The sequence below is a fragment of the Lachnotalea glycerini genome (genome assembly GCF_003201285.1).
In the GTDB taxonomy this organism is placed as follows: Bacteria; Bacillota; Clostridia; order Lachnospirales; family Lachnospiraceae; genus Lachnotalea; species Lachnotalea glycerini.
Map to the genome: position 1 here is coordinate 438,324 of NZ_QICS01000003.1, position 24,919 is coordinate 463,242.

The 24,919-nt window shown below is 32.2% G+C and carries 19 protein-coding genes; all 19 read right to left on the bottom strand.

Going from position 1 to position 24,919, the window contains the following annotated elements:
• Positions 1-26: 26 nt before the first annotated feature.
• Positions 27-3,200, bottom strand: coding sequence for a DUF6240 domain-containing protein (locus tag C8E03_RS09450; RefSeq protein ID WP_110290907.1), 3,174 nt, complete (start codon positions 3,198-3,200; stop codon positions 27-29).
• 57 nt (positions 3,201-3,257) lie between these two features.
• Positions 3,258-4,937, bottom strand: coding sequence for a motility associated factor glycosyltransferase family protein (locus tag C8E03_RS09455; RefSeq protein ID WP_110290908.1), 1,680 nt, complete (start codon positions 4,935-4,937; stop codon positions 3,258-3,260).
• Positions 4,938-4,999: 62 nt separating this feature from the next.
• Complete coding sequence (locus C8E03_RS09460; RefSeq protein WP_207657798.1) at positions 5,000-5,887, bottom strand: M15 family metallopeptidase; 888 nt, start codon at positions 5,885-5,887, stop codon at positions 5,000-5,002.
• Positions 5,888-5,917: 30 nt separating this feature from the next.
• A complete protein-coding gene (locus C8E03_RS09465) occupies positions 5,918-9,130 on the bottom strand; it encodes an SNF2 helicase associated domain-containing protein (protein ID WP_110290909.1) in 3,213 nt (1,070 codons plus the stop codon).
• Positions 9,131-9,277: 147 nt separating this feature from the next.
• Positions 9,278-10,354, bottom strand: coding sequence for a UDP-2,4-diacetamido-2,4,6-trideoxy-beta-L-altropyranose hydrolase (pseG, locus tag C8E03_RS09470; RefSeq protein WP_170122958.1), 1,077 nt, complete (start codon positions 10,352-10,354; stop codon positions 9,278-9,280).
• A 67-nt stretch (positions 10,355-10,421) separates the two neighbouring features.
• Complete coding sequence (gene pseC / locus C8E03_RS09475) at positions 10,422-11,546, bottom strand: UDP-4-amino-4,6-dideoxy-N-acetyl-beta-L-altrosamine transaminase (protein ID WP_110290911.1); 1,125 nt, start codon at positions 11,544-11,546, stop codon at positions 10,422-10,424.
• A gap of 45 nt (positions 11,547-11,591) precedes the next feature.
• Positions 11,592-12,053 (bottom strand): GNAT family N-acetyltransferase, encoded by a 462-nt coding sequence (locus C8E03_RS09480; protein ID WP_110290912.1) that lies wholly within the window; start codon positions 12,051-12,053, stop codon positions 11,592-11,594.
• Positions 12,043-13,083 carry a pseudaminic acid synthase gene (gene pseI / locus C8E03_RS09485; protein WP_242993468.1) on the bottom strand — a complete coding sequence of 347 codons (1,041 nt, stop codon included), beginning with the start codon at positions 13,081-13,083 and terminating at the stop codon, positions 12,043-12,045. The genes C8E03_RS09480 and pseI overlap by 11 nt, the downstream gene beginning before the upstream one ends.
• A 17-nt stretch (positions 13,084-13,100) precedes the next feature.
• Positions 13,101-14,000, bottom strand: a complete 900-nt coding sequence (locus C8E03_RS09490) for an aldo/keto reductase (protein WP_170122959.1) — start codon at positions 13,998-14,000, stop codon at positions 13,101-13,103.
• A 19-nt stretch (positions 14,001-14,019) separates the two neighbouring features.
• Positions 14,020-14,790 (bottom strand): SDR family oxidoreductase, encoded by a 771-nt coding sequence (locus C8E03_RS09495; protein ID WP_110290915.1) that lies wholly within the window; start codon positions 14,788-14,790, stop codon positions 14,020-14,022.
• A 3-nt stretch (positions 14,791-14,793) separates the two neighbouring features.
• Complete coding sequence (locus tag C8E03_RS09500) at positions 14,794-15,483, bottom strand: acylneuraminate cytidylyltransferase family protein (RefSeq protein ID WP_094378332.1); 690 nt, start codon at positions 15,481-15,483, stop codon at positions 14,794-14,796.
• Positions 15,476-16,192: an acylneuraminate cytidylyltransferase family protein gene (locus C8E03_RS09505; RefSeq protein ID WP_094378331.1), complete on the bottom strand. Its 717-nt coding sequence runs from the start codon at positions 16,190-16,192 to the stop codon at positions 15,476-15,478. The genes C8E03_RS09500 and C8E03_RS09505 overlap by 8 nt, the downstream gene beginning before the upstream one ends.
• A gap of 92 nt (positions 16,193-16,284) precedes the next feature.
• On the bottom strand, positions 16,285-17,145 hold the full coding sequence (locus C8E03_RS09510) for a class I SAM-dependent methyltransferase (RefSeq protein WP_094378330.1): 861 nt from the start codon (positions 17,143-17,145) through the stop codon (positions 16,285-16,287).
• Positions 17,146-17,189: 44 nt separating this feature from the next.
• On the bottom strand, positions 17,190-18,473 hold the full coding sequence (locus C8E03_RS09515; RefSeq protein WP_201798240.1) for a DUF4910 domain-containing protein: 1,284 nt from the start codon (positions 18,471-18,473) through the stop codon (positions 17,190-17,192).
• Positions 18,474-18,491: 18 nt separating this feature from the next.
• Positions 18,492-19,352: a class I SAM-dependent methyltransferase gene (locus C8E03_RS09520; RefSeq protein WP_094378329.1), complete on the bottom strand. Its 861-nt coding sequence runs from the start codon at positions 19,350-19,352 to the stop codon at positions 18,492-18,494.
• Positions 19,353-19,394: 42 nt separating this feature from the next.
• Positions 19,395-20,381: a UDP-N-acetylglucosamine 4,6-dehydratase (inverting) gene (gene pseB, locus C8E03_RS09525; RefSeq protein ID WP_094378328.1), complete on the bottom strand. Its 987-nt coding sequence runs from the start codon at positions 20,379-20,381 to the stop codon at positions 19,395-19,397.
• Complete coding sequence (locus C8E03_RS09530) at positions 20,375-22,276, bottom strand: capsular polysaccharide export protein, LipB/KpsS family (protein WP_110290916.1); 1,902 nt, start codon at positions 22,274-22,276, stop codon at positions 20,375-20,377. Before C8E03_RS09530 ends, pseB begins: the two co-directional genes overlap by 7 nt.
• Before the next feature lie 149 nt (positions 22,277-22,425).
• Positions 22,426-23,748: a glycosyltransferase family 2 protein gene (locus tag C8E03_RS09535; protein ID WP_110290917.1), complete on the bottom strand. Its 1,323-nt coding sequence runs from the start codon at positions 23,746-23,748 to the stop codon at positions 22,426-22,428.
• Positions 23,749-23,788: 40 nt separating this feature from the next.
• The gene (locus C8E03_RS09540; protein ID WP_110290918.1) at positions 23,789-24,919 is read right to left on the bottom strand and encodes a phosphonoacetaldehyde reductase; all 1,131 of its coding nucleotides are present in this window, start codon (positions 24,917-24,919) and stop codon (positions 23,789-23,791) included.

Genomic DNA, 24,919 nt, shown 5'->3' on the forward strand with positions numbered 1-24,919 from the left:
TTCTAAAACTTTAGGAGCTTTTCCATCTAATTGCTTTGCACCTTCTGCATACTAACCACAAATGCTCTGGCAGTACTATATAAATCCTTTGTACTTGTCTCATTTGTTTGTGCCATTTCACTGTTTTCCTCATTGAACTTGTTAATGTCTATGCCTTTACTCATAATGTAATCCACCTTATTTAGGGTAAGACCTGCCATTTCAAGCTGTGTTTGAAGCTCACTTTGATTTTCTTTTAATACATCCAATCCACTTTTGCTATCTGCTGCAATGTATCCTGATGCAGAATTATCCTTTAGGGTAAACTCAGCCGCTGCCTTTCCCACCAAAGAATTGTCCATTGTTATCGATACCTTGCTTGTGTCTGTTCCACGAATCACAGTCAGATTGATTGACGTTAACTCATCTCCAATTTTTATCGGAATTTCATACTTTTCTTCTTTGCTCAAATTTGTTGTAAGCCTAATTTCATTCCTTAAAAGCTTTAATTGTTTTAAATCGATTGATGTTATATCCTCTTGCTCTGCCTGCTCGTTAATTGCTGCAATTGCAGTGTCTTCAAACTCCTGATAAGCCATATCCATATCCTCTTTCGAGGTAATGGATTTGCTGATATCTTCTATTGCTTTTGTCAAACTGCTGCTTTCATCTTCCTTTGACAATAGCTTTTTAAACATACTTCCGCGATTGGTAAGCAAGGAGTCCGCTGCTAAAATATTCTGTATCGTAACCGGCTGATCAAAGTCAGACAACATTTTAATTACATTGTTTTCTACCTGTGCAGCCTCATTCAAAGTAGATAACTGTTCTGTATAATATTCTTTTGTAAGGCTTGAGTCTTCCTCTGTATTCACAAGCTCATCCACAAACGCCTCCAAAGACATATCTTTAATATTACCATTTTCAAATATTTGTGAAAGCTTATCCGGCGATATTTCTCTTAATGCCTTGTCAACAAGATTATTATAATATGCTGTCGTTTCTGATTCCTGATTGCTATTTTGACTTTGTCCTGAATCATTACTGCCATGAAAAGCCGTTGCCAACTGATCGCTGATAGATGTCGTCTTAAAGGTCAACGCTTCCAACTCTCCAAAGTTATCATCTACTGCCACATTGATACCCTTGTTTTTAATATTCCTGACTCCCGTAAGTAGATTATTTAGTGTAATATCAGCATTTTGATTGACTAATGAGCCAATTACCTGTCCATCTGTTTTTTCTACATTATTAATCAGTCGATACATACCGATGAATGCATCTCGCTCTTCCGAGGTAATCGCATCATTTTTTTCCATTCTCCACAGAAATTCACTATATTTTTCCTGCGTCTTATCCTCGCTAAGCTCAGATTTTATTTCGTTAATTTGACTATTTAGCTCATCGATATTTGTGTCTAAAGGATTCATACCGTCTCGAATCATTTTCAGTACTACATTCGGTGTCAGATTGGAAATTGTATTATTAACAGCTGCATCTGCCGCCTTTACGGCATTGATATTGTCCTCTGTTATTTCCATACTGTTATAGCCTAAAATTCTGACTGCTCTTTGATTTGACTCGGTTGTTTCAAGTCCCATGTCGTTTAATATATCTTCTACATTCTGAAATGCCTTAGAAATGTTATCTCCCATATCACTTCTAGGTTTGGTCATTAATGCCTCATAGCTTTGATTTGCAGAATCATAAGTGTTCTTAAGTGCTGTACCGCTTGCATGTATTGCATTAATGGTATTCGATACTTCTCCCGATGCCACCTTACCTAATACGGTATTTGGCACATACTTAATATCTGTAAGCTTGGTTGTAATTTCTTTAAAGGCACTCAAATTGTCATCTGTATCTTCTACGTTACCGTTTTCCAATAATTGTTTATAATAAGAATCCTCTGCATTTTTTAAATCATCAATCAATGCTTGTAAATCACTTGTTTCAATTGATATTCCCTGCTTAAGAAGCTTATAATTCGCTTCTGTAGTCATCTTGAGTCTGATTTCCTCTAATTGTCTTCTAGCTGTTATTAAGGAAATATTATCCTCAGTTACCTGAATACTTGACGTACCTGTTTGTGTTTGTGCATTGGACTGGTCAACTTGACCTTTTCCTTCTTCTTGTGCTGCTGCACTTTCCTGTATCTTTTTCAAATTATTAATGTTGATTGGCAATTCACTTTCTATCACGCTCTTTATATTTTCATCTGTTGTGTTTTGTACCACCTGATAAGCATCTTCTGCTCTTTGAGTAAGAGAAACATCATCAGAAAGTAGTGCCTGGGCAGGTCTTTTTCCCTCTTGAAGTGCCTGTATAATATTGTCCAGGACTTCCTCCTGACTGGCCGGCAATGAGATATCCTTTAAGTCTTCATATTGCTGCAAAGAATTCTGTGTTAACGGAAGATGGTTTTCAATCAGCCACTTTGCATCCGATAACGTATCGTCATTTACTTCTAAGCCCGCACTTTCAATTACCTTACCCATCTGTTCCTTCAAGCTGTCCCAGTTAAATTCATCTGTCGTCTTACCTACATAACCGCTGCCTTCACTAAAATAACCTGCTCCATATGTACCGCCGCTCACACTGGTTCCACTAAATTCTGCTTTGTAAATATTCTCTATCGTCGGCGTCAGGTCATTATTAATCATATATTTGGCAGCTCCATCCGAAATCGGATTTAACTGACTGGCTAAATCAAGTGCATCTACTGACTCTTCAACATTGTCCTGTGTAATTGGAAGATTACTCTCTTTAAGCTTCTTGGCAACCTCATAGGCAGCCGGAGAGTCTCCCGCCACTTTTTTAATCTCTTCTATACTGATGTCGCCTGTCATTTCATAATCGTCACAATGCGTGGCAAGATAAATTTGAATTTTATCTGTAACAGTAACGATTGTATCTACATCTGTATCCTCCAAATCGTATCCTTCTTCATCAAGCTCTGATAAGTCCTTAGACGTGGTTGTGTTGCCAAGAGCAACCAATGCACCCTTTACGAATTCAGATGGCTCTGCCGCTGCCGCCTCTTGTATGTCCTCTTGGGTATTATCACCCAGATTAAACAATTGATTTTTACTATTTCCTGAATTAACTTGAAAAGCATCCTGCCCAAACATTTTCTGTGTTATATTATCAATTGATTTCTGAGTATTCTTAAACTCCAATTTATTACTGATATTATTTAATTCTACATTATTTACGTTCATATCTGCCTCCCACACACAACACATATTGTGTTCGTCTATGCGGTATATTTCGGCAAGTTAATCTTTATTCTTAATAGAAACTTCACTAATTATTTCGTCAAGCTTACACACTCTTGTTCCTTTCATCCAAGCACCTCCCTCAGTCGCATCGATTATCTCAACCTGACTGACATTCTCTATTCTCTTTTCTATCCACTCCCGATACATTACAAAAAGCTTGCTTGCATAGACTTGTCCTCCATCAATTGCTTTCACAGGTATCAGTCCCTCGGTGCCCTTGTGCTCACGTCTTGAGGTTCCCGCAGCATGTGCTAGATTGTCTGTATAAGCTAAATCAGCCCCTAAAAAAATGACTCTCGAAGCTTTTAACTGTATACTAATATCCAACGCTGTTGTAGTAACAGAACCTCCGGTTTTATATAAATTCCAGTGATTTTTCATTGCATATTCTTGCGCTTCTTTAAAATCCTGTTGACAAATCAAATAATGCTCACCTTCATTACGAAGTGCAAATTCACGATACGCTGTTGATAAAATAAGCATTGGAACCTGATTATTCTTGACATTGCTAATTTGTCCAATCACTCTTCGATTTGCATCTGAAACAATAATAAAATCTGTCTTGATTCCCATATTCTCTAACTTTTTATAAACTGTACCTACTGCCAAAATAATACTGTTAGCAGGCTTTTTTTTAAGTAATTCAATATTTTTATCAAGGGACGGACCCGCTGCAATGATATAAATATCTTTTCCTTCAAATAAAGGCTCTAACTCATCTATATAGCGCTTACAATACTTTACATTGCTTTTGAAATTAGATAGCATTAATTCACCTTGGTTTCGAATTGAACTGTCTACCATAAAGAGCTGCTCAAAACGCCCCCGTATCTTACTGCATCGTATATTCCTGATAGAAGCATGATGCATAATCACCATTTTATTATCCATATCCACCTGGCTGGCTTCTGCAAATTGTGTATACTCAGGATCATAAAAAATATTAAGGTGCCTGGTTGATAAATGATTTAAGTTACCGTATCTACAGGCAAGCTTAATGATATTTAAATCACTTTCATATACATCCACATATTCTGCATCCTTATAGTCTAATAAGGCATTGCTGTTATAAAGTAATTCCATCCCATACAATACATAGTGAGAAATTTGAGGTGTATAATAGGTATCTGCAAAAATTTCTGCGGCATTTTGCGGGTCATGATTACTGACAAGATAAAATTCTTGATCGTTATGTATTACCTTTATCGTTATCGCTCCGCTTGTAGTCGGTTCTGCTTCATATCCGTCTTGCGGTTGAGGATTATCTTGTATCAGTCTTGCAAGTTCACTGTTATATTCCTTAAGAAAATCGATATTTTCCTCGAACCTGTCCTCATAGAAAATAACATCCTCTTTTGATTGTATTACCTCCTGCCACGAAATAATGAGAGGCATAAGTTGAAGTTCTAATAAATCCGGTATCAAAATAAACTCTCTGTTGTCCTGGGCATTAGTCAAGTTACAAAGTACATTCATAATATCTTTCTCATCTACCGTGAAAATATTTTCATTAAAATATGCCTTGCAACTTATTACTTGTGCAATTGTTTCTGTAAATACTTGTATAATATTGGATAATTGCCTAAGACCCATATCAAAGTTTTGCCTACGAAAACCATACACACTTTTCTTGATTGTTGATATCATATATTTATTGTTATTATATATTTCTTTCATTATTAATGCCTCCAATTCAAGCAGTGTTTTTAACGTAAAATCATATCCTTTTATGTTTATTCTTATTCAATATCAAAATCAAAGTAGGTATCTGGATATGGTTCATTTCTTAACTGGAAATGCCACCATTCTGTTCGAATGGAATCAAAACCTGCTTCATCCATAATATTTCTTAAATATTGCCGATTGTTATGCTGACTCTCTGTTATTTGATTTGTATCGTAATTAGATATGGTATCAAGCAAGTCAAAATATCCTCCCATATCAATTTCATTATCATTTTCATCCAAAATTGTCAAATCTATTGTACTGCCTCTGGAATGCCTTGATTTTTTAGAGATATATCCATCCTGAAACAAGATCGATTTTTCCATGGCTGGATAAAATGTCTCCTTTGTACTTGCATCATCTGTCTGCGCCCATCTCACAAAACAATCGACTGCCTTTTGAGGTCGATAAGCATCATAGATTTTGATATGATACCCATCCTCTGCTAAACGATTTGCGGCTGCCTTGAGTGCATTTGCCGCCTCACTGGTCAATATTGCAAGTGGTGCAATATAGCCATCAATTTTTTCTCCTACGAAATTATAGTCCGTATAGTATCGAATCTCTAATTCTGCCGATGGTATCACATCATCCACATATACAAAACCTTCCGGTAGATTATATTTCTTAGCGACCGTTTCTTTTTCACTTTCTTGCGTTTCCTGCTTTATTTGGCTGTCATCGTTTGTTTGATTTTCTAAGCTTGTTGTGTTTTCATGTAAATCATTCGTTTCTTCACTCACTGCCTGTGTCACATCTTCTTGTGTTAAATCTGTTTCTTCACTACCGCTGTCGATTTGAACTTCACTTGAACTGGTTTGCTTTTCATTACTTAAATCTACCTTTCCACAACCGGTCAGCAAAAGCGCACAAAGCATTAAATACGTATATCGCCGAAACATCTTATATCACTCCCTATCTTCATAAACAATCTAACCTAAAAGCTCCAACAAATCTTTCTTATCCAGAGAAGCACTAGATACACCTTCTTCCGATATTACCTTATCGGCTAAGTCCCTTTTTAGTTCTTGCAGGTTTAATATTTTTTCCTCAATGGTATTTTTCGTGATTAATTTAAAAACTGATACCACATTTTTTTGTCCGATTCTATGCGCCCTATCTGTAGCCTGATTTTGCGCAGATATGTTCCACCAAGGATCATAATGAATGACTATATCTGCTCCGGTCAGATTTAATCCTGTTCCCCCGGCTTTTAATGAAATCAGAAATATCTTTGTGTCATCCTGATTAAATTCCTCTACCATTTTATAGCGCTTCGCCTTTGGTGTCTGCCCTGTCAGTTTAAAGTAGGATATTTTTAAATTATCTAGTCTTTTGACAATAATTTCAAACATGGTTGTAAACTGGGAAAACAATAATATCTTATGCCCTCCATTCACACCATTTTCAATTAAATCCATACAAGTTTCTAATTTTGCGGAACCGCCCACATAAGAATCATAATACAAGGCTGGGTCACAGCAAAGTTGGCGTAGTTTTGTCAGCTCAGACAATATCTGCAATTTATTTTTATTGAAATCATCCTCCGACTGCTTACCAATACTTTCTTTTAACAAAGCTACATTGGCTTGGTAAAGCTCTAGCTGTTTGCCTTCCATTTTAGAATAAATTACATTTTCGAGCTTATTTGGTAAGTCTTTCAGCACATCTTTTTTTAGTCTTCTTAAAATAAACGGACTAATTAATCTATGCAAACGCTTTAAGGATACCTCATCGTTTTGCTGAACAATTGGAATTTCAATTTCTTCCCTAAAATGATTATAACTATATAATAAGCCGGGCATTAAATAATCAAAAATACTCCATAACTCACTTAATCGATTCTCAATTGGAGTACCTGTAAGTGCAAATTTTACCTTTGCTGTTATAATTTTAACTGCTTTTGAGGCTTGAGTGGATTGATTTTTAATATATTGCGCTTCATCTATAATCTCTGTTTCAAATAAAATATTATTATACTCATTTACATCTCTTTTTAATAAATCGTAAGAGGTTACCAGGACATCATATTGGTCATATTCTTGAATCAGTTTCTTTCTTTCTCTTGCAGTTCCGGCAACTATACACTTTTTAAGCTCAGGAGAAAACTTTTCTAATTCGCTTTCCCAATTATAAATTAATGAAGCCGGACATACAATCAAGCTTGGCGTCTTTGCTTCCTCCTTTTGCGAAAGTAATAATGCAATAATTTGTAGCGTTTTACCAAGTCCCATATCATCCGCCAATATTCCGCCAAAGCCATAGGCCGTCAAGGTTCTTAACCATCTGAATCCATTCTTTTGATACTCTCTTAAGATTGATTTTAACGATGTTGGGATTTCAAATTCTGCATCTTCAACTGCTTTAATATTTTTAATCAGATTTTTGAAATAAATATCTCGATGGTATTCGACATCCTCATTGCTTTCTCTCAGAATCTTGTCCAAATATAAGGCTCTGTTTTGTGGCAGTGTTATTTTGCTTTGCTTTAAATCCTTAGCAGTTAGTGACAAACCATCAGCCAATTCGGTAATGGTTGAAAAGGAGCTGTCCTCTAAATTAATAAATTGTCCGTTTTTGAGTCTGTGAAATTTTTTACGCCTTTTATAACTGTCGAGTAGGCCTGCCAGTTGGTTTAACGGCATTTCTCCGGTATCTAATGTTAGTTCTAATAATCCACTTTCTAAGGATACTCCAATGGCAACTTTGGGGGAAGGAAGTACTTTTATGTTTTTAAAACTATCTGAAATATAAACGTCTGCTATTTCTTGAAAATCACTCACGCCTGATTCTAAAAAATGAAACAGTAAATTATCATTCTTTTTTATAAAAAAGGCCTGCTCTTGCTCTTTTGCTTCGGTTACTCCCGCAAAATACTTCTGCCCAATAATATATGCACTGCATTCTGTCTTTACATCTCTATATACTTCGATTGGATTGAATTTTTCAAATACATTGTATTTTTCGTTACCATATTTACCATATATGGTACAAGTTACATAATTATTTTCCGGAGCATCTAGATAAACTTCAATTTCCGTAGTTGGAGGCATATATTGACCAAAATCAATCTCCTTATATTCAATTTCACTATAATTGCTTATCACAGGAAGTACCGTTGCGCAAAAAGTATGGTAATCCTCTTCACTCAAATATACTTTCCTTTCTTCTCCACGGTTTGTATATTCCAAAAGCATTTCCATTTCTTTTTTATATTTTTGATCACTTGTATATATAACATTGTCTTGTATTTCATATACGTGCTTCAAGCCCATCATAATTATAGTTGATGTATCTCGATATATTTCTACACCCTTTTCACTTTTTTCAATATAGAATTTTATATTAGGGTTCTTACTAATAATTCTGCACAGGTGTTCTTGCTTGTCTATGACTACAGTTAAAGCTCTTTCTTTATTCATCTCTAAAAATTTATCCAAATCTACAGAAGATAATATAATACTTCTTATGGCTTTAGTCTGATAATGATAGCTGCTCATATAAGCTACGTGATGGTAATTATCCACATACTCTGTTATAAAATCTATTAACTGCTGTGAATCATTTGTAAAAGCCTCTTTGTCATGTACAAATTTAAGATTTTTACCGTATTCAAAATCAATTTCATCTGTAATGTTTTCGACAAATTCATTTAGATTTTTAATAACATATTGCTTCTGATTACCAACTTTAAAATCTACTTTTAGCTCTTTATAATCTACTTTTAAGTACGGTATTACTTGAATATCCCCATTTAGCTTGCTTTTAAATGCTTCTTTCTTACTCTTGTATGCGATATCAAATATTAAATCTTTAATCCGCTTTGATGTAATACGTTTTAAAATACCATTTTTTAATTGATCTACATATTCTAAAAGTAAAGCAGCCTGATGCTCACAAATTCCCCAGTAGTACTGGCCACAGCTACATGCACATTCAGATGCCACTCTATCCTCATCTACTCCCATTTTAACTTTATATAGTCTTTTATTAGCGATAACCTCTCCGGCTATGATAAAATCCGACTCATAGGCTTCCTCTATATGAAGATTTCTTACTGCTTTGCTTTTTTGAAGCTGTAAAGCATTATGATAAGTTCGTGGACTTTGGCAATATTGCTTTATGATTTGATTTGTTATCGGCATGGGCTAACTCCTTATCTTTTATTACATTGAATCAAGTATGTTATAATATTTTTACACTACAATTACATGATATGTTCAAATTTAATTATTTAATTTTTATTATAGCATAATATATTATTTTAGAGTTTGAAAATTTATTTATGTAATTTAATTTATTTTTAACATAAAGGCATCTACTACTTTTACGATACGATGTGTTCCTTTACAGTCTATTACCGATTGGATTTTCTCTACTATATTTTTTTTCAAAGAATAATTTTCTGAAACCATTGTAATATTTTCAATCATCACTTTCTCATCTAATCTATTATAATAACCCATATTAAATAGATAACCCTTTTGTTCTGCTGTTTCTACCAAATTCTTTTGATTATCTGCATATATAAACGCAAATGTAATTACACCACATGCGAATAATTCATATATTGTACTTCCCCCTGCCGTAATCGCCAAATCAGACTGGAGCATTATTTTTGACATTTTAGGAGGATTTTCATATAGAGATACAAAAGGATTTAGCAAAGCTAACTCTTTAATTTGCTTTACTGCATGATCTTTAAAACCCTTTCCAATTACAATATTTATACTATAACTGCTGAACCTATCACTGTTCAAAAGCATATTTAATATTTTGTATGTCATATTATGTGGATCAGACGCACCAGTTGAAATCATAATTGATTTACACTTTTTTGACACTTTACGCCTTGGTATATTACTAAATTCCTGACGGATTAAATTATATTTAAGTCCTAACAACAATTGTTGATTTTCAGATAACTTTTCATATTTTAATAATGCAGCTGATATATTCCCATTTATTATAATATCAACAGGATAACTAAATGATGCTATATCATCAATATATATTAAACATTTTGTAAATGATGCTATCTCAAAAAAGAATTCTGTTGTAACATTATAAGAGTCAACTGCAACTATATCAGGCATTTCCGATAATAATATTTCTGGTATTACACGCAAATCTTGTTCCAATTCATATTTTGAACCATAATAAAACTCGTCTACATTTATTTCTTTTCCATTTATCGGTATTAAATGAAATCCGTTCTCCAATAACACTTTTTGACCTGTTTCATACCTACTAATAAACGTTACTTCATAATTATGAAGTCTAAATTCATGCGCCAAAGACATGGATCTGATGATATGTCCCATTCCAATATTACGCCCACCATGTGCAATAAATATTATCTTATACATTGATTTCCTCCTAATATTATGAAAAGTCATAGGAAAATTCCTATGACTCTACTCACTATATAAATTATTAGCAATCCTTTACTGCTGTGATTACATGTTCAATTACATAATCTTGTTCACTTTGTGTTAGCTTCGCATGGATAGGCAGGCTAATTAAGTTTTCATATAATTTTTCAGCGTTCTGGCAATGTACATTATCATAGCCATGTTTTTGGTAATATGGAAATGAATAAACCGGTATATAATGTACATTAACACCAATTCCGGCAGCTCTTAATTTGTCAAATATCTCTTTTCTTTTTTTAACCTGAATAACATATAGATGCCAACTGCTATTACACTCCTCTTGTTGATAGGGAGTTACAACTTCTTCTACATTAGCAAATGCATCGTTATATCTTCTTACAATCTTTTTCCTGTTCTCAATAAATAAATCAAGTTTATCCAATTGCGAAATTCCAAGTGCACATTGAATATCTGTAATTCGATAATTGTATCCCAATTCTAACTGCTGATAGTACCAATCACCATCATTTACTGTCAATAAATTTTCATCCCTTGTGATGCCATGAGTTCTAAACAAAGATAAACGCTCATACAAAGCATCACTATTTGTCATAATCATTCCACCTTCTCCTGTTGTAATATGCTTAACAGGATGAAAGCTAAAGGTTGTCATATCAGACATACTCCCAACCATTTTTCCTTTGTAGTCTGCGCCAAGAGCATGTGCCGCATCTTCAATAACTAACAAATTATATTCTCTAGCAATTGCATGAATTTCCTCCATTTCACAAGGTTGTCCAGTAAAATGTACTGCAATAATAGCTTTTGTTTTTTTTGTTATTTTACGTCTGATATCATCAGGATCAATATTGTAAGTATCTTTTTTTATATCAGCAAAAACAGGAGTACCACCACAATATAGAACACAATTGGATGATGCTGCAAACGTAATCGGAGTTGTTATTACTTCATCTCCTTTTTTAATTCCTGCAGCAAGACACGCTACGTGAAGTGCCGCTGTCCCATTTGAAACTGCTACTGCGTATTTTGCTCCTACATAATCTGCCACCTTTTTCTCAAATTGAGCAACGGCAGGTCCTGTTGTTAAAAAATTTGAACGTAATACGTCCACAACTGCTTGTATGTCGTCTTCATCTATTGACTGTGTTCCGTATGGTATATACATGATGTTGGCTCCTTTGTTTGTTAATAATTTTATAATGATACTAATCTAATTCATTGATATAATCTTCTTATAAAGAATGTAGTCTTCATTCTCTTCAGGAATATAACCTAATTTCATGAATATCTTGTGAGACGCTTGGTTATCATGTTTAACTTTTCCGACCAGATATTTTATTTCTCCCATTCTTTTTATTTCTTCCTCAAGAATAGATAAAATGTCATATCCATAACCTTTTCCTCTATAGTTTTTATTAATACTATAGCTGACTAATCCTGTATCTCCATCTTTTTCAACTCTAACTTGTCCAATATAGTCATCATTGCTAACTAATAAATACATATTACAGTTTATATCAATCAATTTACTAACAAACCATCTTTTGTGTTCATTATAGTCTATTCTTTCAGAACGAAATGAATTTTTTCTACATTGGCTTTCATTTGCCCATTCAAAAAGTAAATCAATGTCTTCGCTTTCTACTTTTCTTAGATTTAAATTACTTCTCATGCCATTCACTACCTATCATATTATGTTTTAATGGGGTACCTCTTTTAATACTTTGTGTAGAAATCTTTCCTATAATAGAATTATAATACTTAGGTGATATTCCATCTCCTGGTCTTATTACTTTTATATTTTCTTCTGTAAATGGCTCACCAAATTTAATATCTTCTATAACAAATATAGAACGTCTAAATAAAACATTATTTTTTTCTTGATTTGATACTCCATAAAAAACATTCCCAATTGCTTTTTCTACTGTTCTGATGTCATTTACCATTGCAGCGAATTCTATAGGCTCCATTGAAAAAGAAGAATCTGGGCTCTCTATTTCCCTACTCATGCAAAAATGTTTTTCAATAATTTGTGCGCCCATTGCCACTGCTGTTACCGCTCCTAAAGAACCCATAGAATGGTCTGACAAACCTACTGATACATTGAATGTCTCTGCCATATTAACCATTGTCTTCAAATTCATATCATCTGGAATAGCAGGGTAGGCACTTGAACATTTTAATAATGCAATTTGATTATTGCCTTGGCCTCGAATTGCATTTACTGCATCCTCAATTTCTCCTAAAGATCCCATACCAGTAGACATAATTATAGGTTTTCCTTTTGATGCCACATATTCAATTAAAGGAATGTCGACTAATTCAAACGATGCAATTTTATAAAATTCTACACCTATACTTTCTAAGAAATCAACTGAAGTTTTATCAAATGGTGTAGACAAAAAATCGATCCCAACTTTTTCAGCTTCTTCCTTTAATTCTGATTGCCATTCCCATGGCGTATAAGCTTTCTTATACAGTTTATATAAATTTTCACCTTTCCAAGTTCCTTCTGTAATTTGAAAATACTTATTGTTACAATCAATTGTCATTGTATCTGGTGTATAGGTTTGTATTTTAATACAATCTGCGCCTGATTCTTTTGCTGCATGTATTATTTCTTTCGCTCTGATTATACTTCCTGCATGATTTGCTGACATCTCAGCGATGATATAAGTTTTTCCTGAATTTGAGTTATACATTATGAAATCCCCTATTTTTAATTTTTCTTCCATAGACTTGGAATAATAATACTCTTCCCAATATTCTTAAGCTTATCTTCAATTTCAGTCATCAATTCAACTGGCATAGATTTTTTCTTAACCGCTTCAATATCGTATTTTAATTGTTCTTTCGTATCAACTCCAAATACTAAATAATCAATATATTCATTATCATATACAAAATGTATTAAAGTATCAATTGCATTCACATCGTATTTTTGAACTAATTCATTAAAAATAGTAACATATTTCTTTGCATCTATCAAATGCATTGGTATTTCATTTTCGTTCATTAAGATAAGTCCTTGTAAAAATGCACTTCTACAATATATTGTTATATTACTTTGTTTTGCTTTTACAAAAAATTCATCTATCATTCCTCTTTGATCAAACACGCTATAGGGAAGTTGAATATAATCAACAATTCCAGTATTGATTGCTGCATCGCCTTCTTTTATATCATAAATGGAAACTCCTATATTTTTTACTAAACCCTCTTTTTTAATGTTTTGCAATCCTTCCAAAATATCTGAATTATAGATATACTCTGGAGTATGTAATAAATATCCATCTAATAACTCAATATTCATTCGCCTTAAAGAACGAACCGCTTGTGCTCGTATAATTTGCTGGGGTGTTCCACTTTCAACGTCTAAAACATTTGGACGAAGCTTTGAAATGATTTCCAAATCATTGGATTTTCCACGCCTATGAACATATTTACCTATCAGTTCTTCTGCAATTCCATATGCTGCTGCTGTATCAATCTTGTTAATACCAGAATCCAATGCAATATCAAACATTTCAAAACAATCTTCCATAGAAGGTTGTCCATACTTATTATAGATTCCATATTGCATACCAAATTGTACTGTTCCTAAACATAATTTAGCCATTATAACTCCTTTCTTACTATTATAGCAAATTCCATCCTCCATCAATAGATAACAATTGACCTGTGCAATATTTATTATCATTGGATATGAAAAAATCCACTGCTTTATTAAAATCACTAGACTTTGCCATTCTTTTCATTGGTGTGCGTAAACAATACTGCTCTGTAAAAAATGGTGTCTGTCTATCTTTATTTTCTACTCCACCTGCTAAAATGGCATTTACAGTTATATTTCTCTCCGCATAAATTACTGCCATATACTGAGTTATATAATTAAGAGCTGCTTTCGATGACGCATAAATTAATGATGTCGGAATAGTCCCTTTATCATATACCCTATTATCAGGAATATTAATACTATAAAATGATGAAAAATTAACAATCGAGCCATCCTTCATAATTAATTCTTCCGCTACCTTTCCGCTTAAATATGCTGTTGCAAAAACATTAATTCTATAATGTTTATCCCATTCTTCAATATTTAATTCATAAAAATTAGTTACTGGCTCTCTACAAACGGCACAATTAATTAAAGCATAAATTTTTTTGTATTGACTTTTTATTTTTATAATAAAATCACTTATATATTCTTGCTTTTCCAAACTTAACTCAAATGGAAAGCATCGTGATTTGTACTCATCATCAATAGTATTTAAAAATGTATTTGAACAATTTATATTTCTAGTAGTTGGAATTACAAATGCACCTTTTTTTAACAAATACTTAGTTATTTCTCCACCTATCCCACTGCATCCACCAGTAATTATAATAATTTTATTTTCATACTCCAAATTTTACACCTCTTTGTTCAATAATAATTTACATAATTCGTAATCCATTATACCTCTAATATGAATTGATCTTTCTTCTGGCATGTCTATTCTTTTAATGTTTTCTCCGAAAAAACTTCTCGATTTCAACACTGAATTAGTTCGTCCTACTTTAATAGCCCCATTTGGGCGATGGACAATATCTTTTAATTCACTTCTGTCAACAAGCATTTCCTTTCCGAAAAATAATTCTGCCATATCATTGTCTTTATCTTGAAGTGCCCAGTGAAAATAGTGAGGATCTATTATTGTAGTACCCAAAACATATTCACAGATACTGTTATTCTCTATTATCTTGTAAGCATTAACAATATCTTCAACACTTCTCAGCGGAGAAGTTGGTTGCATACACCACAAAAGTTCCACGTCTTTACCTAGTTGATTATAAAAATAAATAACAGGGTCAGTGGATGGTACAGCATCACCTGCCATATATTCTGGTTCTAAAAAAGGAACTTCGGCTCCAAAGTCGCAAGCAATTTCAGCATATTTTTTACTATCAGTCGCAACATAAATATTATTAAAAAGACCAGACATTTTACACGCTTCAATTGTATATGCCAATACAGGTTTACCATTTATATCAAGAATATTCTTATCCTTTAACCCTTTCGATCCACTTCGCGCTGGTATCACACATAACGAACTAATCATTTTTACTTCTCCTCTTTAATAAAAGTTTAGCCCATTCAAAATCTTCTACAGTATCAATATCAACCGAATGTGCATTGTCCATAATTAGAGCTTTAACATTTCCTTGATACCAATCATACTTATTATTAATAAAATGATTCCATTTAGAAATGCGAATTGCCCCAGTTATGCGATAATAAACAGGAAGCTCCTGCCTATTTTTTTTACGAATTTCTTCACTAATAAAGTCTTTCATATCTAAATCTTTGTCTAATGTATTACACCATAATGGCATAATTTCCGACTCCGTTACAGAATTAATCGTATCCAATTGGCTATCTTCCTCAAACATATGAATTGCATTGTCAATATCTTGAGCTGTTATAAGAGGAGAGGTAACTTGTACCATTGCGAATAAATCGAAATCAACTTGTCTATCTTTAAAATAGCTAATCGAATTATCAATTACATCTACTATACAAGTATTATCTTTAGATAGCTTTTTATCTCTTATAAATGGTACTTTAGCTCCTAGGCTTATACCAATATCTGCATAATTCTGAGAATCTGTATTTAACATTACATAACACTTATGGTTTTTATAAGATGAACTTTCTAATATTGCATTAATCGCATAAAACATGAGTGGATGCCCATTTATTTCTTTAATATTTTTATCTTTCAAACCTTTAGATCCACTTCGCGCTGGAAGCATAAACAAGATTTTCATATATAATAGTTCCTTTCTCTCTGTTATAAGATTAGAAATTATAAATACTTTATTATATACCACTTACTTAATCTACTTTACTTGTTTTATTATTAATTTTTTTTAAATACAAGCGTAAGCATATTATTGTAAAACGGAGGTGATTTTTGTTCTATTTTCTCCCCTTTTTCTTGTTTTTGTATCGCATCTGACACTCTTACAATATCTTGCTTCACATCTGCATAGGGAGTCGATTCATAGAAGCAATAATCAGTTAATAATTCTAAACCATTTTCATTCATAAATGTCTCAATTATTTCTCTATTAAACGCATAATAATCGGCTTCTCCAACAGGTAACGAAAATTTATCTTTGAATAATTTAAAGCATAATGAATCTGCATTAGGTGAACTTGTAATAAAAATAATTCCTTTTTCATCTAATAAGCTTACGATTTTTTTAAATGCCTTTCTTGGATCAAGAAAATATTGAATCGTTCCTCTCATTATAATTAAATCAAACTTCTGCTCTATATTCAAATCGCATATATCTTTGGTCCATACTGTATATTTTTTCTTTGCAATAGCTGCCGCTATTTCATCTATTTCAATACCATAGCAAACATTATTGTTATTGTGAAAAAAATCAAGAAACATCCCTCTCGAGCACCCTACATCTAAGATAGAATTATCACTGTCTTTCATGAATTTATTTATAAAATCATATTCTAGTTGGTACATTTTGACTCTATCATCTGCAAGCTTAGTGTCAGCCATATGTAACTTGTTTGTATAATTATTCCAATAATTATTGATACCTTTTTCATTTAAAACTTTAGTTGAATAAACCAATCCACAGTTATTGCATCTTACGACCTTGCAACCATTATCATTACTATATTCTTCTGTATACTTATCTTGACTGCACCAAGGGCAGTTCTTCACATTTTTCAACTCTTCAGGATCAAATTTCATACTTTTTTACCTTTCCAATATAGTTTCATTGTATCTATCTGATTTTATTTTTCTGCAATAAGTCCTTCTTGTAACAGCTTTATAACAATGGGAATTAATTTTTCTATTGAAATATTTGTAATATTACTAATATCAATCAAATCATTTTGTCCATCTGCATAAGCAATAAAATTCGTTATGTTTTGAATCTCTCCATATGTCCCTTTTTTACTGATATCAGGATATAAGCCCCTTTTTCCTAATTGTGGCTCACATAAGCATTGAACCATATAATTCCTATTATATTCCAGAGCAGTAATACATTTTTTATAAACCTCATAAGCTCCTTGTAACCCATTGGGTGATATCAGCTCCAAGTTATCAGCAGAGGTATGGTACTCTGGATAATCACCATATTTTGATCGACAAATTGCACATAATGGCAAATCAATTCCAGGTGCACAATATTGTCTCTCATCGCTTCCCCTATCTAAGAATGTATAACTTTTGTATTGTGGGTAATGAAATCTTAATACATTTACTGCAATTTTATCTGCTAACGTATTTCCATATCGCGACGCTACATAGGAATAGGTTCTGTCATCTCCAACACAGGATAAATTAAATCCGGCCACAACATTTTTTTTCAGCTTATCTATATTTTTACTTAAATAGGTAATCGACCCAATTGTTTCGGGTATAAAAATGATTCGATAGGTATACCGTCTTTTCTCAAAACCCATTAACCACTTGGCTAATTGTACTGCTACACATGGTCCTGATAATTCATTGTTTGCCATAGATGGATGACAAATATAAGTTGACAAAAAAATCTCTTCCTCTGTTTCACCCGAGATAACTAGCTCACCATATGTTAGATATCCCGGTTTTAATTCACTCTTAACAACCATATGATAGATACCATCCCTAAGACCATCTAACCTGTTTTTTTCCATACAAAATCCAAATCTCTTTTTGTAATAGGTGGTCACATAGGGAATCACATCCGGCTGGTCCTCTTGTGTATAAACATATTTCTTTAATTCCTCTAAGTTGACAAATCTATCTACAGGTGAAGAATAACCCATAACGTATAAATTATTGTCCTTAAAATCAATTATCCTTTTACCTGACTCATCCTCGATATAGGCTTCAAACACATTCCACTCGTTTGGAATCGTCCAATCAAACACCTCTGTCCCTGATGCTACATTTTCTATATGAAGCATTGGTAATATTTCTTTTATGATTTCCAGTGTTTCTCTTGTTCCCTTGCCTGTTATACTTCTGCAAATCGGAAATAAGCGAGCCGCCAATTGATACATTTCCAATCCAGTCTGCTCATTCATGGTAAAACCCCTTTTCAATTAATCTTTTTTAAATACAAGAGTAAGCATATTATTGTAAAACGGAGGTGATTTTTGTTCTATTTTTTCCCCTTTTTCCTGCTTTTGTATCGCATCTGCCACTCTTACTATATCCTTTTTTATGTCTGCATAAGGAGTAGTTTCATAAAAGCAATAGTCTGTTAATAAGTTTATTTTATTATCATTCATAAATGCTTCAATTACGTTTCTATTAAACGCATAATAATCAGTCTCTCCAACAGGTACCGAAAATTTTTCTTTGAATAATTTGAAGCATAAGGAATCTGCATTAGGTGAACTTGTAATATAAATAATTCCTTTTTCATTTAATAAGCTTACAATTTTTTCAAATGTCTTTCTTGGATCAAGAAAATATTGAATCGTCCCTCTCATTATAATTAAATCAAACTTCTGCTCTATTTTCAATTTACATATATCTTGGGTCCATACTGTATATTTTTTCTTTGCAATGGCTGCCGCTACTTCATCTATTTCGATACCATAACAAACGTTATCGTTGTTGTGAAAGAAATCAAGAAACATCCCTCTTGAACAGCCAATATCTAAAATAGAATTATCTCTTTTTTTTATGAACTTACTTATAAAATCATATTCTAGTTGGTACATTTTGACTCTATCATCTGCAAGCTTAGTGTCAGCCATATGTAACTTATTTGTATAATTATTCCAATAATTATTGATACCTTTTTCATTTAAAACTTTAGTTGAATAAACCAGTCCACAGTTGTTACATCTTACCACCTTACAACCATTTTCATTACTATATTCTTCAGTATACTGATCGTGACTGCACCAAGGGCAGTTCTCCACATTTTTCAACTCATCATGAGCAAATTTCATAATTTATCACCTTTCTAAATTAATTAATAATATTATAAAATACTAAATATTAATTAATCGTTCTTTCAATTGTTGAATACTAATCCACTCGTGATTATTGCCTGACATATATTCAAATTCTGCTTCTACTCTTTTCCCACCCTCTATTATTTTATTATTATCCCACCAACTATATTGAGGGTAGATGATATAATGCTTTTCATATTCATACGTAGTCATGGAATCTTCTTTTGTAATCATAATTTCATGCAATTTTTCACCTTCTCTTATGCCTACTTCTTTCAATTTACAATCTGGCAGCATAGCTTGTGCTAGATCAGTTATTTTAAAGGAAGGAATCTTCGAGATAAATGTTTCTCCTCCTTTTGCCTCTTTTAAAGCTTTAATGACTAATTCTACTCCTTGATTCAAATCAATCCAAAATCTTGTCATTCTAAAATCTGTAATTGGTAATTCTGTCACTCCATTATCCACAATATTCTTAAAAAATGGTATGACTGAGCCTCTGCTTCCTGCTACATTACCATATCTAACTACAGAAAAACTCAAATCGCGATCTCCAACATAAGCATTTGCTGCTGTGAATAATTTATCCGACACTAACTTAGTACCACCATATAAATTAATAGGATTTACTGCCTTATCAGTTGATAGTGCTACTACTTTTTTTACACTTTGAGTATTTAATACACCGTCAATAATATTCATGGCTCCATTAATATTTGTTTTAACAGCCTCTATTGGATTATATTCACATGTAGGTACCTGCTTCATTGCTGCAGCATGGATGACATAATCAACACCATTTAGCGCTCTTTCAAATCTTTCTTTATCTCTGACATCGCCAATAAAAAATCTTAAAATACTTTTGTAATCTTTAAATTTTTCCGCCATAATAAACTGTTTATATTCGTCTCGAGAATAAATAATTACCTTTTTGGGCTTATAATTTTTTAAAACATATTCAACAAAGTGATTTCCAAATGAACCTGTTCCACCTGTTATGAGGATTGTTTTATTATTTAACATATTTTCTCTCCTAATCTATTGTTTAAAATATCTAATTCCTCTTTTATATTTAAATATACTCCTGATTCTTCTTGTCCTATAATTTGGATTATTTTTTTAACTCCTTTCATATTTAATAAATCGCAAAAATTTAAATTCATCCATACATCATTTGCTTCTGTAAAATTAGTTTCTATTGCATGTTTCATCTGATAATAATATGCTAAATAAGCTTCTTTTTTTATATTTTCATTCATATTTTCATTTTTGTTTAAGTATATATTTATCAATTTAAAATATTCCTGTTTCGTATTGGCATTCATTACAAAATTCATATTTGAATAATAACAATTCGTATGAACAATTACTTTTTTGCCTAGTATCGCCGCTTCTATTCCTATAGTACTAGAATATGGAAGAACAATTTTGCACTTCTCTATCATTTTATATGTATTTACCTCTTCATAGCTATTGCAGTAATACACTCTACTAGTATCGTCACAAATTTCTTTTATTTCTTTTTCCAACCTTATAAAATTATATTCTTTATATACTTCCTGTGCAGGATGCTCTCTAATCATAACACTAGCATTCGTATTGTTAACAATATATTTTACAGTTTCAATAACCCATTCAGTGTAGCTCCTAAATACTCTGTCTAATCCAAGTGCCGCAGCATCCCAAGATATATTTAAAGGTATTATAATATCATAAAATTTCTGGTCTTTTTTTACTTTACTAACAAGTTGATAATTATAGCCTATATTATCTATTGTACTATTCATCCGCCTTTTAAAATTATCTTTAGATAATTCAATTATTTTATTTAGTTCTTCTTTAGTAAATTTATTATTATCAATTAAGTTTTTAACATCATTTGAATGCGCACTAGGAAAATTAGTCTCGTATAATGTATTTTCATCATTACCCGCGTCATAATTTGACACCCTCATATTATACCGAATGCCTTCCCACATATATAACCCCCTACTTTTATGCAATGCTGTTAAAACATTAATTGTGTCAAATTTATTATGTGCAAAAAAATATTTAATTGATTCCATGTTGTCAAGTAAAATTTTTTCGAATACATCGCGTTTTTCTTCTGCGGAACAGTAAACATAATTATCCGTTTTTGAATCTTGCCATAAAACATTTAATTGTGCTAATCTTTTCACTTCATCTATATCTTCTTTTACTAAACTTGCTTTATTATTCGAATCAATATACTTAATTCGCATTTTACCAACCTTTTCTTTCATACGTTCAATTACAAAATCACTATATACCTTTGCTATATCAGATTGTCCATCAAAATGCGTAAAATCATCAAAGCTTCTTAAATTATCAACGATTAAAGTTACTTTATATCCTGAATATTTTAGTATTAAGTATTGTGCCAAAGGATACCATGTCTCTAATAATAAAATTGATGCTTTACATACAATACCAATATTAATATCATGTTTTACTTCAATGTTCTTAAATAAATCATTAGGAATTCGATTAATAAAGTCTAAAAACTTATGCGCAATACAATCAAACTTTTTCACTCTGAAATATTTTATAAATTCATCATAAATATTTAAAAAATCTTTATTTTCCTCTAAATCATAACTAATCAATTGCTGACTAATGTTTATAACATATCTACTAAGAATTAATATTATAAATGTGCCTTTTTCTTTCTCCTTTACTATTTCAGGATTAACAATTTGTATTCCATTTATCTCAGTTCCCCAAAGCTTGCTGTTATTATCTATAAAACATTCAACATCGTAATTAATAAGTAAATTATTTGTTAAAAATATTGCTGCAGTTCCTCCACCAAAACATATAATTTTTTTATTTTTATGTTTTTCAATTATATTTTTAATTTTTTCATAATCAATAAGTGATTCTACATCATATATCATATTTTTCCTCCTTAGCCCAATTCAAATAATTTATCATACCATTTGCTTCTATTCATCTTTAGCTAAAAGAATCTCATCAATTTAATAATTTATACTAGTTCTGACATTTAGATTCTTTTTTAGCATATTAAATATATCAAACTCCTCACCTATATCGTAATGTAATCATTCAAATAATCTTCTAAATTTATCAATGGTATCTGCAGTTGACTTTCTTTTAATAAGTTTATCACTTCTAAACATGCACTCGGATTTACTCCAATTGCACAATCTGTTGCAGCATGCTCATCTATTATCTCAATAAATTGTATTTCAGGAAATTCCTGACTGATATAAAATAAAAAAGCTTCTTTTTTTCCTTTGTTTCCACTCACATAAATCTTATTATTAGGAGCATATTTTTCAAAACATTGTTTTATTTTTTCCCTGTTTTTTTGATAAAAAGGTAAATACCAGGCTCTATTTACCTCGTTGTCTCGATTCATCAGTTTGCAATAAGACTTATCCCATACATATGCTAACTCCGGTGATATTTCGCTGATTCCCATCCGCATTCTGTCTTCACCCACAAACGAATAATAATATTTATTTTCTTTGTAATTAGGATACCAGGCTAAAATATTTTTTTGTGTAGTTTTTATATTATCATAAGGCACCTCATCATACATTGTTAAACACCTGCGTAGATATACCGAATAATATCGTTCTACCACGCACTGGTCAACGGCTTCTTGATATTTCTTATAAAATCCTCTCTCTTTCATACGTTCTAAAAAAATTAAAGCCGTTTTTTGTGCATCTTTATGATGCTCTCCATTTTTAGCGTTCATAACGGAATTCGCCCTTTTTAAGTAATAGTAATGAGAGTCTTCTACATAACAACACATTTTTGCATACATAAAAAAAACAGGTATCGTAGGAGCATCTTCATATTTCAAATGCTGTGGGAATTCTATTTTATTATCTTTCCATATCTTTGTTTTAAAAAGCTTACCCCAAGGAAAAGCCCCCTTATTAATAAGACCACATTTCTTACCATCTGTTATTGTTCCACTAAACTCAACTGGATAAATCAATCTTTCGTTTGCTATATCTCCCTTTTCATTCACTACATAGTAAGAACCATAAGCCAAATCACTATTCGTTCTATTTGCTTCCTGATACATCTTCTCGCAGAAATTCAAATCCAGATAATCATCACTATCCACAAATGTAATGTATTCTCCGCTTGCTTGTTCTACCCCCTTATTTCGTGCACCACCCTGACACAAATTTTCTTTTAAAAATACATTAATAATTTTAGAATATCTTTCAGCATACTTTTTCATTATTACGTCTGAATGATCCGGAGAAGCGTCGTTAACCAGTATGATTTCTATATCCTCTAATGTTTGATTTACCAATGATTGTAAGCACTTTTCAAGGTATTGCTCCACATTATAAATTGGTACAATTATACTAACTTTTACCATAATTGGCCTCCTGTAATTAGTTTAAGCTTTCTATCATCTTTTATTTCACTTTAATTAATATATCTCTAACATCCTCTATGCTTAAATCAACGGGATTATTGTCCATTCTTCCAGTGGTAAATGTATTCTGTACGACATCTTCTATGTCCTTTTTATCCACTCCGAAAGCAGATAGTCTCAATTCTTGAATTCCACTGCACTGCATATCAATCCAATTCTTTATTTCGTCTATATTAGACATCCCAAAGGCTTTTAATAATTCATCATATTCAATTATTTCTTTTTGATTATATTTCATGACTTCTGTTAAAGTAACTGCGCAGGCAAAACCATGTTCTACTCCATGCTTCATCGTAAGGGGATATGAGATTGAATGGCAGGCGGTTGTTCTCGTATTGGCAAATGCCAGACCTGCAAATAACGAGCCATAACACATTTTTTCTCTATATTCATACTGATCAGGTTCTTTTATAACCTTAGGTAGATACTCTTTTATTAATCTTATCGCAGATTTTGACAATTCACGAGAAATCGGATTGCTTTTTTTTGACCAGTAGCTTTCAGTGGCATGGGATAGCGCATCTAATCCACTAGAAAGTGTTAACCTAATTGGCATTTTTACAGTCACTTCGGGGATAATGACTGCACTTGTAGGTGCAAGCCAATCTGCCTCTACCGATAGCTTCTTGGTATGATCGCCTTGCCAAATGGTTCCCCATTTGGTAACTTCAGAACCCGTACCCGCCGTAGTTGGAACAGCAACAAATTCTATAACATTTTTATATTTCAAATACTCTTTATTCACTATACTTTCTAATATAGATTCTTCACTATAATTTTCCCCGATGCAATAAGACAATGCGATTGCTCCTTTTGCTAAATCAATAGCACTTCCACCACCTATTGCAACCACCAAATCAAATTTTACATCCACTGTATCCAGAACGTTTTTTATGTCCTTTTCGGTCGGATTTGGAGAAACTTTCAATATTCTATTGCATTTATTTTCTTTTTCAAATATTTTGATACAATCCGATAACTGAAATCTCTCCTCCATTGTCTTTGATAATATCAGCAATACTTTATGATTTTTTATCATTTCAAGGTATTCTCTAAAGCCGCTAACATTTTCAATTCTAATTTTTGTAGATAAATCAAAGTTAAAGTTCAT

What these genes read in the sequence shown, in the direction of transcription:
- pseI (WP_242993468.1), bottom strand. Translation starts at nt 13,083, where the DNA reads ATGTATAACTCAAATTCAGGAAAAACTTATATCATCGCTGAGATGTCA.
- C8E03_RS09450 (WP_110290907.1), bottom strand. Translation starts at nt 3,200, where the DNA reads ATGAACGTAAATAATGTAGAATTAAATAATATCAGTAATAAATTGGAG.
- C8E03_RS09510 (WP_094378330.1), bottom strand. Translation starts at nt 17,145, where the DNA reads ATGAAATTTGATCCTGAAGAGTTGAAAAATGTGAAGAACTGCCCTTGG.
- C8E03_RS09515 (WP_201798240.1), bottom strand. Translation starts at nt 18,473, where the DNA reads ATGAATGAGCAGACTGGATTGGAAATGTATCAATTGGCGGCTCGCTTA.
- C8E03_RS09535 (WP_110290917.1), bottom strand. Translation starts at nt 23,748, where the DNA reads ATGGTAAAAGTTAGTATAATTGTACCAATTTATAATGTGGAGCAATAC.
- C8E03_RS09480 (WP_110290912.1), bottom strand. Translation starts at nt 12,053, where the DNA reads ATGAGAAGTAATTTAAATCTAAGAAAAGTAGAAAGCGAAGACATTGAT.
- C8E03_RS09500 (WP_094378332.1), bottom strand. Translation starts at nt 15,483, where the DNA reads ATGATTAGTTCGTTATGTGTGATACCAGCGCGAAGTGGATCGAAAGGG.
- C8E03_RS09520 (WP_094378329.1), bottom strand. Translation starts at nt 19,352, where the DNA reads ATGAAATTTGCTCATGATGAGTTGAAAAATGTGGAGAACTGCCCTTGG.
- C8E03_RS09460 (WP_207657798.1), bottom strand. Translation starts at nt 5,887, where the DNA reads ATGTTTCGGCGATATACGTATTTAATGCTTTGTGCGCTTTTGCTGACC.
- C8E03_RS09505 (WP_094378331.1), bottom strand. Translation starts at nt 16,192, where the DNA reads ATGAAAATCTTGTTTATGCTTCCAGCGCGAAGTGGATCTAAAGGTTTG.
- C8E03_RS09465 (WP_110290909.1), bottom strand. Translation starts at nt 9,130, where the DNA reads ATGCCGATAACAAATCAAATCATAAAGCAATATTGCCAAAGTCCACGA.
- C8E03_RS09455 (WP_110290908.1), bottom strand. Translation starts at nt 4,937, where the DNA reads ATGAAAGAAATATATAATAACAATAAATATATGATATCAACAATCAAG.
- pseB (WP_094378328.1), bottom strand. Translation starts at nt 20,381, where the DNA reads ATGTTAAATAATAAAACAATCCTCATAACAGGTGGAACAGGTTCATTT.
- C8E03_RS09490 (WP_170122959.1), bottom strand. Translation starts at nt 14,000, where the DNA reads ATGGCTAAATTATGTTTAGGAACAGTACAATTTGGTATGCAATATGGA.
- pseG (WP_170122958.1), bottom strand. Translation starts at nt 10,354, where the DNA reads ATGTATAAGATAATATTTATTGCACATGGTGGGCGTAATATTGGAATG.
- pseC (WP_110290911.1), bottom strand. Translation starts at nt 11,546, where the DNA reads ATGTATATACCATACGGAACACAGTCAATAGATGAAGACGACATACAA.
- C8E03_RS09540 (WP_110290918.1), bottom strand. Translation starts at nt 24,919, where the DNA reads ATGAACTTTAACTTTGATTTATCTACAAAAATTAGAATTGAAAATGTT.
- C8E03_RS09530 (WP_110290916.1), bottom strand. Translation starts at nt 22,276, where the DNA reads ATGATATATGATGTAGAATCACTTATTGATTATGAAAAAATTAAAAAT.